This is a genomic window from Pseudomonas sp. Lz4W (assembly GCF_000346225.2).
GTDB lineage: Bacteria > Pseudomonadota > Gammaproteobacteria > Pseudomonadales > Pseudomonadaceae > Aquipseudomonas > Aquipseudomonas paraversuta.
Map to the genome: position 1 here is coordinate 2509786 of NZ_CP017432.1, position 13688 is coordinate 2523473.

Genomic DNA, 13688 nt, shown 5'->3' on the forward strand with positions numbered 1-13688 from the left:
GTTGGCAAATGTCTTTTAAACCAACTACTTGGGACTGATTCTTGTTGAGTGCGCTCAAGAGACAAAACGCCAAGCAAATACTGGGCCAAAGTCGTTTTAAACGAGCGTTCGTGTTTCTGAAAAAAAAGATAAACGGTCTACCGCCACCGGGCAGTCGCTGCCGGGGCACGAGGCTGCGAGGTCTTTCAGGCCCCGCATACCTGGCCTCCGGACCTCACACCGAGCGACGTTGGCGCACCAGATGCTTGAAGCCTTCAAACATCAGAACCAATACCGCCAGCCAGATTGGCAAATAGGTCAGCCATTGTCCGGCGCTGATACTTTCCCCCAGCAGCAGCGCGACAATCACCAGCAATACCGGCTCTACATAGCTGAGCAAGCCAAACAAGCTGAATGCCAGCATGCGACTGGCCAGAATGTAGCTGATCAATGCCAGGGCGCTGATGCCCCCCAGCAGCGGAATAAGCGCATACAGCGCCGGGCGATGGCTGGCCACAGCGAATCCTTGCTCACCGCTCTGCACAAACCACCAGGCCACCGGCACCAACAACAGCATATCGACCCACAGGCCGCCGAGGTTGTCCGTGGCTGCGCGTTTGCGCAATACGAAGTACAGCGGGTAACCGATAGCAACCACCAGGGTGGTCCAGGAAAATCCGCCGACCCGGTACACCTCGTTGGCGACCCCGAGGGTGGCCAGAGCCGCAGCGATTTTCTGCAAATGCGATAACTGCTCGCCATAGACCAGGCGCCCGGTAAGAAGCATGGTTAGAGGCAACAGGAAGTAGCCCAGCGAGACGTCGAGGCTATGGCCGTTAAGCGGTGCCCACAGAAACAGCCACAACTGCACCCCCACCAGTGCGCTGGACGCCACCAGCACTGCCCATAGCCGGGGTTGCTGACGCAGCCGCGAGACGATCACCGGAACCAGCCGCCAGTCACCGGAAAAGCACATGAACAGAGTCATGCAGGGCAGGGTCAGGAGCATTCGCCAGCCGAAGATTTCGGCGCCGCTCAAGGGCCAGAGCAGGGACGTGAAGTAATACATGACACCGAACAGGCTCGATGCCAGAACTGATAAGACAATACCTTTGGACACAACAGCCTCGTTGAAACGCACATTCTGATTATTGGAGGTGCATAGCTTGAGGCTCAGCGGGCCGAAGGGCAAATGGCTTGCTCACATTGGCCTCTGCAGGAGCGAACTCGCTACTGCAGAGGCCAAGGGGGTTTATGCCTGAGTCATGCCGCGGGTCATGCGCAGCGCCAACAGGCTGCCGCCCACAATGACTGCCGCCAACAGGTACAGGGCTACGTCGGTGGAGCCCGTGGCGTCTTTGACAAAGCCCACCAGGTACGGGCTGAGAAACCCGGCCATCTGCCCCATCGAGTTGATCAGCGCCAGGCCGCCCGCTGCCGCACCGGCACTGAGCATGGCGGTCGGCACCGGCCAGAACATTGGCAAACCGGTCAGGGCACCCATGGTGGCGATGGTCAGCCCCAGAATGGCGATCACCGGCTGGGCGGCAAAATTGACGGCAATCACCAGGCCCAGTGCACCCATCAACATAGGCACCACCAGATGCCAGCGGCGCTCTTTGCGCAAGTCCGCAGAACGGCCCACCAGCAACATGAACACAGCCGCCAGCAAGTAGGGGATAGCGCTGATCCAGCCGATCACCAGGGTATCGCTGAAGCCCATGTTCTTGATGATCGACGGCAGCCAGAAGTTGATCGCGTATACGCCGCTCTGGATACAGAAATAAATCAGACCGAACGCCCAGATGGCCGGGTTCTTGAACACTGCGAGCAATGAGTCGGAGGTAGTTGCAGGTTTGTTCAGGGCGTCCAGGGCATGGTCCGCTTCCAGCACTGCGCGCTCTTTTGCACCGAGCCATCTGGCGTTGGCAAAACTGTCACTGAGCAAGAAAATCGCCAGTGCGCCCAGCACAACCGTCGGCACCCCTTGCAGCAGGAACATCCACTGCCAGCCGGCGAGACCGCCCTGGCCCGCGGCAAAGTGGCTAAGGATCCAGCCGGAGAAAGGGCCGCCAATCAGGCCCGAAACCGGAATGGCACACATGAACAACGCCATGATCCGGCCGCGGCGGAAGGTCGGGAACCACTGCGAGAGATACAGCACCACCCCGGGAAAGAACCCCGCTTCAGCCGCGCCGGTGAAAAAACGCAGGGTATAAAACCCGGCAGGGGTGGTGACAAACATCAGGCAGGTCGACAGCAGGCCCCAACCGATCATCATTACGGCGATCCAGCGCCGTGGCCCGAATCTGCTGAGGGCCAGGTTGCTCGGCACGCCGCACAGCACGTAGCCGATAAAGAAAATCCCGGCGCCAAGGCCGTATACCGTCTCGCTGAACTTCAGCGCGTCGAGCATCTGTAATTTGGCGAAGCCAACGTTTACCCGGTCCAGGTAGTTAAACAGGTAGCAAATGAAGATGAAGGGGATCAAACGCAGGGTGATGCGTTTGTAGATGGCGTTTTTATCGTCATCGCTGATCAGCGATGCGGCGGCGCTCTGTGACATCTTATGTCTCTCTTTATTATGATTTTTCACGATCCGAGGTTAACGTTGATCGCGTGTTGAGTCTCGGCCACCCCAACGCTGCTGTCTTTGTGCCCCTGCACAGGTTTTATCCGCGCCACCTGTGCCCGTGAACAAATGCCTACAAGGATTTTCACCCTATGTTCGAACTGGATCATGATTTGGCACAGGACATCGTGGATCGCGCGATGGCCATCTTGCCGTACAACGTAAATGTCATGGACAGCCAGGGCCTGATCCTTGGCAGTGGCGAGCCTGAGCGTATCAATACCCGGCACGAAGGGGCGCAGTTGGTACTGGCCAATGGACGGGTGGTGGAGATCGACGAACAAACCGCCAAGTGCCTCAAAGGGGTACAACCGGGGATCAACCTGCCGCTCTTGCTCGATCAGCGCCTGATCGGCGTACTGGGCCTCACCGGCGATCCGCAATTGCTGCGCACCTACGCCGAACTGGTGCGCATGACCGCCGAGATGCTGGTGGGCCAGCGCTTTCAGCAAGCCGAACAACAATGGCGACGCCAGCGCTGTGATGATCTGGTGGCCTTGCTGCTCAGTGAAGGCGGCGATTCCGCGCGCTTGATCGATGAGGCCCGGCAATTGGGGCTAAAGCCACAGTTATCGCGCATTCCATACCTGTTTGAACTGGGCAGCGGGCAAAGCGCCGAGGCCTTGAGTGCCTGGTTGCAATCGCGCTTCCCCGACAGCTGGTGCGTGAGCCCGGCCACCGGCTCACTGCTGTGGTGCCGCCCGGCAACGGCGGCGCTGGATGACCTGCGCCTGCTGGAAAAGCTCGACGCACAGGGCTGGAAGGTTTTGCGCATAGCCGCAGGAGGGCAGGCCGATGCTCTCAATGGCTTGCGCCGTTGTTATCGGCGGGTCGGCGACCTGTTGGCCTACGGTCGTGATGTATTGCCGCAGACGCGACTGCTTAGCCTCAATCGCTATCGCCTGCCGGTCATGCTGTGGCGTCACCGCAATGATGATGCCCTTGAAGAATTGCTTGGCCCGCTGCACAAAGTGGTGGCCAAAGACGGCAACGGCCAGTTGATCGCGACCTTGCGCAGCTGGTGTGAGCACGATGGCCAGAGCCAGGCGTGCGCCGATGCCCTTGGCATTCACCGCAACAGCCTGCGCTATCGCATGGAGCGCATCGCCGAACTGAGCGGTGTCGACCCGCTGAGTCTGAACGGCATGCTGGCCCTGTACCTGGGCGTGCAACTGCTGCCCCAGAATCTCTAGGGTCAGCCGCGTCTTGTAAAAATGAACAACAAAGGCCGTTATTGCTTGTGCACCAGACTGGCGTGTTTGCAGTCAGTTGCTGGCAGCATGGATGCCATAAGAACTGGAGATGCGCCCCATGAAAATCGTGATTGCCCCCGACTCGTTCAAAGACAGCCTGAGCGCTGAAAAAGTCGCTGCTGCCATTGCTGCCGGTTTCGCCCAGGTATTGCCACAGGCACAGTTGATCCAGTGTCCCATGGCCGATGGCGGAGAAGGCACCGTGGAGGCGATCGTGGCCGCAGGCAATGGCCAGTTGCGCCGCAACCAGGTGCAAGGCCCGTTGGGCGCAGCGGTCGAGGCCCACTGGGGCTGGCTGCCGGACAGCCACACGGCAATCATTGAAATGGCCGAAGCCAGCGGCTTGCAACTGCTGACACCGGGACAGCGCGATGCGTGCGTCAGCAGCACCTTCGGCACCGGCCAACTGATCGGGGCGGCCCTGGATGCGGGCGCCCGGCGCATCATCCTCGCCATCGGCGGCAGCGCCACCAACGATGCCGGCGCCGGTGCGTTGCAAGCCTTGGGCCTGGGGCTGTTCGACGAGCAGGGCCAGCCCCTGGCACACGGCGGCCTGGCCCTGGCCGGACTCGCCCGTATCGACCTTGCAGGCCTTGATCCGCGCCTGGCCCAGGTGCGCTTCGAGATTGCCGCAGACGTCAATAACCCCCTGTGTGGCGAACACGGGGCATCGGCCGTATTCGGCCCGCAAAAAGGCGCGTCCCCTGAGCAGGTCCAGCTACTGGACAAGGCCCTGGGGCATTTTGCCGATCACTGCGCCCGGGTCTTGCCCAGGGATGTTCGTCAGGAGCCAGGCTCGGGGGCTGCAGGCGGTCTCGGCTTTGCCGCCAAGGCGTTTTTCGCCGCGCAGTTTCGCGCCGGAGTTGAAGTGGTGGCCGAACTGGTGGGCCTGGCCGAAGCGGTGCAGGGCGCTGATCTGGTGATCACCGGCGAAGGCCGTTTTGATGCGCAAACCCTGCGCGGCAAAACCCCTTTCGGGGTCGCGCGCATCGCCCGGGCCCAGGGTGTACCGGTGGTGGTACTGGCCGGCACTCTGGGCGAGGGCTACCAGGCCATGTACGAGCACGGGGTCAATGCCGCATTTGCCATCACCAGTGGCCCGATGAGCCTGGAAGACGCCTGTGCCCGGGCCGAGCAATTGCTCACCGACCGGGCGCGGGACATTGCCCGCCTGTTGAGCCTGAAACCGGGCCCGTATTAACCCGCCCCCGTCTTGATTGACCGACCCGCGTAGTCGCTGACGAGATTCGAAGGCTGCGAGCTTTCTGGTTGTGACACCGCAGGTGCTTTTTGATACCGCCACAGGTTTTCTGTGTGGCCGTCAAGCAAGGTCCTGCGGACCTAATCGCAGCCTTCGAGCCTCGTCAGCGACCACCGGCAACCTGGCGGTTTGCCATGGCCGGTATGGCTTCGGGGCACGATCGTGTAAGCTTCGTGGCTCTTCGCATTCGACCCTTAGCGAGCCCTATGCCGTCGCTCTTCAAACGCTCTTTGCTGCCCAAGCTACGCAGCTTCCCGATATCCGCCGATGCCTTGAGCATCTTGCCCGGCGCGGCTGACTTTCGTCGGTGCCTGCTGGAGCAGATCGCGGGTGCACGCCAGCGCATCACGCTGGTGGCTTTGTACCTGCAACAGGACGAGGCCGGACAGGAAATTCTCGATGCCCTGCACGCAGCCAAAGCCGCCCGTCCCGAGCTTGAAATCGTGGTGCTGGTGGACTGGCTGCGCGCCCAGCGCGGACTGATCGGCGCCGGCAAGCAGCCCGGCAATGCCGCCTGGTATCAGGCGCAAACCGCTGCCCATGCCAGCCAGGTGCCGATTTACGGGGTGCCGGTGCAAACCCGGGAGCTGTTCGGGGTACTGCACCTCAAGGGCTTTATCGTTGACGACTGTGTGATTTACAGCGGCGCCAGTCTGAACAATGTCTACCTGCACAAGTTCGACAAGTACCGGTTCGACCGCTATCACCTGCTGCACAACAAGCAGCTGGCAGACTCCATGCAGCACTTCATTGAACAGGACCTGATTCAGACCAGGGCCGTGCATCGCCTGGACCTGCCATCATTGCCTTCAACCCGCAGCCTGCGCAGTGCCATCGGCGATTTTCGCAGCCACCTGAAAAAAGCCAGCTACGACACCAGCGCTGGGGTCAGCGGTCACTTTGGCCTGTCGGTCAGTCCGCTGCTGGGGGTCGGCAAGAACAATCCCCTGAGCCGGGTGATCTGTGAGCTGATTGCCAGCAGTCAGCAGCAACTGACTATTTGCACGCCCTATTTCAACCTGCCGCTACCCGTGACCCGGGAGATCAATCGGGCCCTGGAGCGAGGGGTGAAAATTGATATCGTGGTCGGCGACAAGACCGCCAACGACTTCTACATCCCGCCGAGCGAGCCGTTCAAGGTCATCGCGGCATTGCCTTATTTATACGAGATGAGCCTGCGCCGGTTTGCCAAAAAACATCAGTCCATGATCGATAGCGGCTTGCTCAACCTGCACCTGTGGCGTGATGGCGACAACAGCTTTCACCTCAAGGGGCTGTGGGTCGATGACCGCTACACCTTGCTCACCGGCAACAATCTGAACCCCCGAGCCTTCCGTCTGGACCTGGAAAACGGCCTGTTGATCGATGATCCGCGCCGCGAACTGCTGGAGCCGCGAAGCAAGGAGCTGGCGGCGATTTTTGCCAACACTCGACGCATAGAGAGCTACAAGATCCTGGAATCCATGGCCGAGTACCCGCCGGCCGTGGCCAAGTTTCTGCGCCGGGTCAGCCGGGTCCGGATTGAACGTTTGCTCTACAGGATCCTGTAGATCGTCAATTGCTGGCGGAGCATTGCTGCCCGCCAGTCGCCCTCAAGGCAGGCCCGGGATATAGGCGATGCTGCCTTCGGCGCGCCGATGCAGCAAACGCTCACCGTTATCAGGCTGACTGATAACCGCCTGATAATAGCTGCCTGACGCGCAGTTCAACCGGCTGATTCAAACCGGAACAGGCTAAGGGCTGGCGGGTAGCGGCGAGGTGAAGCCAATGTGAAAAAAATGCCGTACCTGCTGTTTGAGGGCGGCAATTTGCTTACACGCTGAAACCTATTCGCTACCAATTACGGTTGACCTCTGCGGTTAATCGCAATCACGTATTTAATCAAGCGCAAATGTGCTCCAGGGCCCGACAAATCGGGCCTGAGGCGATTTGTCGCAGGCCTGCGCCGTTACCGCCCGGTTTGGCTGCCTGCAAGCAGACAGGGCCACTACCGGGGGGCTGCCCGGCCGTGCGGGCAGCAGATGAGAGTGTTAAATTGCGCACCCATGAAACGCGTCTACCCCACAGCAATCGTGCGTACTTGAGCCAATGGCCCGGGCGACGTACACCCCTGTTGCGTACTGCGCAGGGTGAAGGCTTTTGTTTGTAGTAAAAGCCGCTTAAAGGAACCTCATACATGAACGAATTACTGACTCGCCGCCATGTCGTTGCAGGACTTGGCGTGCTCAGTCTCGGTTTGCTTGCCGGCTGCGACATGGGCAGCGGTTTGTCATACAAGTACGCAAAAGACCTGAGCAATGAAATCATGGGGCGCAAGTTCAAGTTGCGCGATGCCGAAGGCAACGAAATGATGCTGGGCAGTTTCCGCGGCATGATGCCGATGATTTTCTTCGGTTTCACCCAGTGCCCGGCCGTGTGCCCGACCGCGCTGGCCCGTGCTGCCCAGGCCAAGAAGCTGATGGGCCCGGACGGTGACCGGTTGCAGGTGGTGTTTATCACCCTCGATCCGGAGCGCGACAAGCCCGCCATGCTCGATGCCTATGTCAAAGCCTTCGATCCGACGTTTATCGCGCTGTCCGGGACGCTGGAAGAAACAGCGGCCACGGCTAAGGAATTCAAGGTTTTTTACGAGAAAATCCCTACCGGCGACTCCTATACCATTTCGCACACCGGCACCAGTTTCGTCTTCGACTCCCGTGGCGTGCTGCGCATGGGCCTGTCACCTTCGCTGTCGGCCAAGCAGTGCACCGAAGACCTGCTCACCGTCATGTCAGTCTGCTGATTTCACGCACCTTTGAACGAGCCACTTATATGAAACCCGTCAAGTATCTGTTGCTGTCCCTGCTGGGCATGAGCCTGCATGTTTCCGCGCAAACCGTGGTCGATGATGCCTGGGTCCGCGCGACCGTTGCCGGCCAGCCCTCGAGCGGTGCCTTCATGCACATCACCGCGAGTACCGACAGCAAGCTGGTCGAAGTCAAATCCCCGGTTGCCAAAACGGTGCAGATCCATGAGTCGACGATGAAAAATGACGTGATGAGCATGCAGCAAGTGCCATCGGTGGCATTGCCGGCCGGCAAGACCGTCGCCATTGATCCAGAGGGCTATCACGTGATGCTGATGGACCTGAAGGGGCAGATCAAAGAAGGCGACAACGTGCCGCTGACCCTGATCGTCGAAGACAGCAAAGGGGTCAAGGAAGCCATTGAAGTCACGGCCAAGGCCCGCGCCCTGAACAGCATGCAGATGGACATGCATGACCACGGCGCCATGCAACACTAACCCTCTGTAGGAGCGAGCTCGCCTCGCGATGGCGCCGCACGTATTGACTGACTCACCGCCATCGCTGGCAAGCCAGCTCCCACAGGATCTGCAAGCAACACCCCATATTCTGTAGGAGCGAGCTTGTCTCGCGAGCTCTTCATTGCTGCGTTGAAGAGCTCGCGAGACAAGCTCGCTCCTACATCCAGTCGCCCGTCGTCAGTGCCGCCCGGCGGTTAAAAACGCCCGCTCAGGGGGTATTCAACGGCCAGCCGGACTTGATCGGTATCCAGTTCGGCCTGGGCCGTATTGCCCCGATGCACGTTATGGCGCAGTGACAGGATGGTGCCCTTGGCGGTACCGCTCTGGATCACATAACGCGCTTCCAGATCCCGCTCCCAGTGCTTGCCGCCCTTGCCGTAACCCAGATACGCATAACCGCCGCGGGGGTCGGCATGACTGCCGTCGATCTGGCTGCCACGCACATACGCCGCGCTGAACACCAGGCCGGGCATGCCCCACGGCGTCATCCCCAGGTCGTAGCGGGCCTGCCACGATTGTTCATTCGGCGCGTTGAAGTCAGACAGTTGCACGGCGTTGGTGAGAAAAATCGCACCCCGCGTCACATAGTCGAACGGCGTATCGCCATGCACCTTCTGATAACCCAGGCTGAAACTGTGGGGGCCTTGAGCGTAGGTGCCCATCAGGCTCCAGGTGGTGTTGTCGATATTGCCCGACAGTGCTTTGCCTTCATCGGTGGTGCGATACAGGTTGAAGTTGTAGGTCAGCGAGCGGTTTTCATCAATCGCCTGGCTGTACAGGGCGCCCAGGTACTGCTGGTTCCAGGTGTCCTCGTAGCGCGAGCTGTAAATGCTGGCACTGAGATTTTTACTCGGCGTATAGACCACCCCGGCCAGGTCGAAGGCATCGCCTTTGGGCCCGTTGGAGTAATTGACCACAAAGCCTTGATCGTGACTGCTGGCGTTACGGTCGGTGCTCCCGGTGAAATGCCCGCCGACCATCTTCAGGGCAGTGAATTCATTGCTGGTGAGAAACACCCCGGTGGCGGTTTCCGGCAGCAGGCGGCTGTCGGAGGAACTGAACACCGGGGTTTTGACCCGTTGTTCGCCCCAGGACAGCACGGTGTCCGACATGCGCAGCTTTATCGCCGCGCCGCCCCGGCCGAAGTTGTCCTTGGGGTAGCCGTCGTTATCCAGCCCCAACAGGCGCGCCTTGCCAGCGCGGCCACCACCGCTGTCCAGTTTGACCCCCAGATAGGCGTGGGCATCCACCCCGACCCCGATCAGGCCCTGGGTGAACCCTGATTGCAACGTGCCCATCAACCCGTAGGCCCATTCCTCGGCATAACCATTGCGTTCGGCGCGCGGTTTATAGGCATTGCGCGCTCCGCTGTTGCGTGCGCCGTGGCGATACTCGCGGCTGTCGTAAACCGTGCGGTTGACCAGGCTCCAGGTGCTGTCTTGGACCAGGCCCGCGGACCGATCCTGGGCGCCCGGGTCGGCGAGCGCCATGGGGCTGGCGAGGGCCAGCAGCATCGCAGATCGCCAGCGGACTTTGCTCACTGCCCGGCCTGCAGTTTTTGCAGGGCCACATGTAAACGCTCAAGTGCCCTGGCCGGTAGCGTTGCAGGCAGTACCGCAGGCTGCGGCCCGGCCTCACCGACCTGAATCAGCATCACCATGCCCATGGCCAGGTGGGGAACGCATTGAATACCGTAGAGCCCAGGCACAGTGAAGGTTTGCTCGATTTGCTGATTGATCTTGCCAGCGAAGGGTTGCGCGCCTTCGGGCAACAGTCCGGGCAAAGTGGCGGCGTTATGACCGGTTTGGGTGGCAACGAATTTAACCGTATCGCCGGGAGCTATGTGCAAATAATCCGGCTCGAACACCATGCCCGCAGTAGCACTGCGGGTAAGCATCTTCACTTCATGGGTTTGCGCCAGTGCCGATGAGCAGAGCAGGGCCGCACTGAGCAACAGGCTCAGGGATGAAATACGCATGTCGGGCTATCCATATAGGCTTTGAGGAGTAACGCAGTCGCAGGGTCAGAAGCCCGCTAAAGTAGCCTGCGGGCGCTGCGCTGTCTGCTCGAAAAGGATTCAGAAATACTTCAGCAGGCTAATGTCGCGACGACGGGCCTTTAACCCGGCAAACCAGCGCACCGGCAGGTAAAGCGCAATTGCCAGCAACATCGCCGTCAGCCACACCGGGCCCATGCCGTCGAAACCGAAATAGTTGCCCTGATTCAGGCCGAGCAGGCCAGCACTGAGCAGATAGAGCACCTTGAGCACATACAGATGCAGCAGATAGAAAAACATCGGCGCCGCGCCAAACACCGCCAGCATGGCGATCCATTTGCTCTGTTGAACCCGCTCGAAGGCCAGTAACAGTAACAGTCCGACGCCCAGGGTCAGGGTCAGGAACAGCAGCGAAGGCGGGTACTTGGTGATGTTGAAAAAGCTCATCAGAGTCTGCAGGTAAGTGCCATTGGCCACCCAGTGCGCCTCACCGTAACCGTTGAACAGGCGCAGTGCGACAAAACCCAGCAGTGCCCCTGCACCTGCCAGCAACAGGTAGCGCTGGCGCTCGGCAGCCGAAGCAGTGCGGGCGAACCAGGGCCCCACGCAGTAGCCCAGGGCAATCACCCCGATCCATGGCAACACCGGATAGGACGTGCGCAGGCGCAAGGTGTCGGAAAACTCTATCCAGCCGCGGTCATGCAAAATCGCCCAAGGCACATGCAGCGTCGAATCGGCAGCGAAGTGCAGGCTGTCCAGCAGGTTGTGCCCGCCGATGATGCCAAGGGCCAGCAACAGCAGGGCGGGCCGCGGCAACCACACCAGCGCCGCCAGGGCGAGCATGCTCAGGCCGATGGCCCAGATCACCTGCAGGTATATCACCGAAGGCGGGAACTGGAAGGTCCAGGCGAAGTTCACCAGGGTCAACTCCAGTAGCACCAGAAACAGCCCGCGTTTAAACAGAAAGACCGAAACGTCGCGCTTGCCCTGATATTTCTCGCCATACAGATACGCCGAAAGGCCGGTGAGCAAGACAAACACCGGGGCACACAGGTGGGCAAGGGTACGGCTGAAAAACAGCACCGGCTCGGTACTGTCGATGTTCATCGGGTCGGCTACCTGGCGGTGCAAGAAAAACGTTTCGCGCACGTGGTCCAGCAGCATCAACAGAATCACCAGACCCCTGAGGGCATCGATGGACAACAGGCGCTGACTTGAGGGTGGAGCTTGGACTGGGGTGGTCATCAAGGGATCACAGACAAGGGGAGGGTATAAGGAGTGGTTACCTTATAACATTTCTAGTTGTGATGTCATCCCTATGGGAAAGATTCCCAATAACCCCGGCTGCGACGGTATTGGTTTACACGACGCTGGTCAGGCCACCATCCACAAACAGGGTTTGTCCGTTGATGAAATCCGCAGCCGGCGAAGCCAGAAATACCGCGGCACCGCACAACTCCTCGACCTGGCCCCAGCGCCCTGCGGGCGTGCGTTTGCACAGCCACTCGGAGAATTGCTGGTCATCCACCAGCGCCCGGTTCATCTCGGTGGCAAAGTACCCGGGGGCCAGCCCATTGGCCTGAATCCCGTGGCGTGCCCACTCGGCGCACATGCCTTTGGTGAGCATTTTCACGGCACCTTTGGACGCGGCATAGGGCGCGATAGTCGGCCGGGCCAGTTCGCTTTGCACCGAACAGATGTTAATGATCTTGCCGCGACCACGGCCAATCATGTGCCGTGCAACCGCCTGGGACACATGGAACACACCGTCCAGATTGACCCGCATCAGCTCATGCCAGTCCTGGGCAGTAAAGTCTTCCAGTGGCGCACGGCGCTGCACACCGGCGTTGTTGAGCAGAATATCGATGGGCCCGGTCTCGGCCTCAAAGGTGTTGATTGCCTCGAACAGTTGCGCCCGATCGGTGACGTCGAATACCGCGAACTCGGCGTTGAGACCTTCGTCGATTAATTGACTGGCAACCCGGCGGGCTTTGTCCATATTGCGATCATTGATCACCACCGTTGCCCCGGCAGCGCCCAGGCCCCGGGCCAGCGCCAGGCCGATGCCTTTGCCGGAACCGGTGATCAGGGCCCTGCGGCCGTTGAGCCCAAAGCTCGCGAGATTGAATGACATGCTGTTCTCCCGGGCCGTTTATTATGTTCGAGGGCCCGGTTGCTACTTCACCCCAGGCCGGGGGTAGCGTCCAATCGTCATTGATGATCTGGTGATCAGCTATTTTGATCAGTGCCCCCAGAGACCCTTTTCAGCGGAGCACCCAATTGGAAATCAAACATCTCAGATCATTTGTGACCCTGGCCGAAGAGCTGCATTTCGGCCGTGCGGCGCAGCGTCTATCCATCGTGCAACCGGCCCTGAGCATGCAAATCAAGATGCTTGAAGAGGAACTGGGTGTGCGCCTGTTCGAGCGCAACCGGCATTCGGTCATGCTCACCCAGGTGGGCGCGGTGTTTTTGCCCGAGGCCCGGGCCACGCTGCATCAGGCCGCCCATGCGGCGGATGTGGCCAGGGCTTCGGGGCGCGGCGAGATCGGGCGGGTGCGCTTTGGTTTTGTGTCCTCGGTGCTGCCGCAACTGTTGCCGGCACTGGTCCGGGCACTGCATGCACGGTTGCCGCGGGTTGAACTTGAACTCAAGGACATGCCGGGGCCGGATCAGGCCACTGCATTGAAAAACGGCCAGCTGGATTTCGGGCTGATGCGCTTGCCCGCCGTGATCCCCGGGATCCACACACGCGAGGTGTTGCAGGAGAGCTTTATCCTGGCACTGCCCGCCGATCACCCGCTGGCCGCGTACGACAAGGTACCGGCGGCCGCACTTGCCGGTTTACCGGTATTGGTCCTGGCCAGACGCTACGCGCCGGGGTTCTACGATGAATTGATGCAATCGCTCAACAGTCATGGCCTGCAGTTGCAAATAGCCTCGGAACTCGGGGAGTTCACCACCATGCTGGCACTGGTCTGCGCCGGGCTCGGCATTGGCCTGCTACCGGCCAATGCCGGACGAGCATTACCGGCCAATGTCATCGCCAGGCCACTGGAGCTGGGCAGCTATCGGGCAACCACCGGCCTGGCCTGGGTGGACCTGGACAGTGCAGTAAAACTCACGGTGTTCAACCTGCTGAACGAGATCCTGTAAGGCCGGGCGCGTCCACCGCCCCCTGAAAAAACTCCGGGCAAATCCTCGGCACGTACGTCAACCGCTGCGGTCAATGGTTTGAAGGGGCCATGAATCCCCGTACAGGAT

At 60.3% G+C, this 13688-nt stretch carries 12 protein-coding genes; 6 read left to right on the forward strand and 6 right to left on the reverse strand.

The window, feature by feature from the left end:
- Nucleotides 1-214: 214 nt before the first annotated feature.
- Both rarD and B195_RS11590 read right to left on the reverse strand, forming a co-directional pair.
- Nucleotides 215-1099 (reverse strand): EamA family transporter RarD, encoded by an 885-nt coding sequence (gene rarD / locus B195_RS11585; protein WP_003445455.1) that lies wholly within the window; start codon nucleotides 1097-1099, stop codon nucleotides 215-217.
- Nucleotides 1100-1231: 132 nt separating this feature from the next.
- On the reverse strand, nucleotides 1232-2545 hold the full coding sequence (locus B195_RS11590; RefSeq protein ID WP_003445458.1) for an MFS transporter: 1314 nt from the start codon (nucleotides 2543-2545) through the stop codon (nucleotides 1232-1234).
- A 158-nt stretch (nucleotides 2546-2703) separates the two neighbouring features.
- Between B195_RS11590 and B195_RS11595 the strand changes: the two genes are divergently transcribed.
- The 5 genes from B195_RS11595 to B195_RS11615 all read left to right on the forward strand — a co-directional run bounded on the left by B195_RS11595 (nucleotide 2704) and on the right by B195_RS11615 (nucleotide 8407).
- Nucleotides 2704-3804, forward strand: a complete 1101-nt coding sequence (locus B195_RS11595; RefSeq protein WP_003445464.1) for a sugar diacid recognition domain-containing protein — start codon at nucleotides 2704-2706, stop codon at nucleotides 3802-3804.
- A gap of 118 nt (nucleotides 3805-3922) precedes the next feature.
- A complete protein-coding gene (locus tag B195_RS11600; protein WP_003445465.1) occupies nucleotides 3923-5065 on the forward strand; it encodes a glycerate kinase in 1143 nt (380 codons plus the stop codon).
- A 266-nt stretch (nucleotides 5066-5331) separates the two neighbouring features.
- Nucleotides 5332-6675 (forward strand): CDP-diacylglycerol--serine O-phosphatidyltransferase, encoded by a 1344-nt coding sequence (gene pssA, locus B195_RS11605; RefSeq protein WP_003445469.1) that lies wholly within the window; start codon nucleotides 5332-5334, stop codon nucleotides 6673-6675.
- A gap of 626 nt (nucleotides 6676-7301) precedes the next feature.
- A complete protein-coding gene (locus tag B195_RS11610; protein WP_003445473.1) occupies nucleotides 7302-7907 on the forward strand; it encodes an SCO family protein in 606 nt (201 codons plus the stop codon).
- 29 nt (nucleotides 7908-7936) lie between these two features.
- Complete coding sequence (locus B195_RS11615; RefSeq protein ID WP_003445475.1) at nucleotides 7937-8407, forward strand: copper chaperone PCu(A)C; 471 nt, start codon at nucleotides 7937-7939, stop codon at nucleotides 8405-8407.
- Between the two features lie 215 nt (nucleotides 8408-8622).
- On the opposite strand, the gene B195_RS11620 is transcribed toward B195_RS11615, so the two are convergent.
- The 4 genes from B195_RS11620 to B195_RS11635 form a co-directional block, all read right to left on the reverse strand.
- Entirely contained in the window at nucleotides 8623-9942 is a 1320-nt protein-coding gene (locus tag B195_RS11620) for an OprD family porin (RefSeq protein WP_003445477.1), read from the reverse strand.
- 23 nt (nucleotides 9943-9965) lie between these two features.
- On the reverse strand, nucleotides 9966-10406 hold the full coding sequence (locus B195_RS11625; protein ID WP_003445478.1) for a pseudoazurin: 441 nt from the start codon (nucleotides 10404-10406) through the stop codon (nucleotides 9966-9968).
- A 99-nt stretch (nucleotides 10407-10505) separates the two neighbouring features.
- A complete protein-coding gene (locus B195_RS11630) occupies nucleotides 10506-11669 on the reverse strand; it encodes a DUF1624 domain-containing protein (RefSeq protein ID WP_003445479.1) in 1164 nt (387 codons plus the stop codon).
- A gap of 115 nt (nucleotides 11670-11784) precedes the next feature.
- The gene (locus B195_RS11635) at nucleotides 11785-12558 is read right to left on the reverse strand and encodes a glucose 1-dehydrogenase (protein ID WP_003445481.1); all 774 of its coding nucleotides are present in this window, start codon (nucleotides 12556-12558) and stop codon (nucleotides 11785-11787) included.
- A gap of 146 nt (nucleotides 12559-12704) precedes the next feature.
- On the opposite strand from B195_RS11635, the gene B195_RS11640 reads away from it, so the two are divergent.
- The gene (locus B195_RS11640; RefSeq protein WP_003445483.1) at nucleotides 12705-13580 is read left to right on the forward strand and encodes a LysR family transcriptional regulator; all 876 of its coding nucleotides are present in this window, start codon (nucleotides 12705-12707) and stop codon (nucleotides 13578-13580) included.
- Nucleotides 13581-13688: the final 108 nt, after the last annotated feature.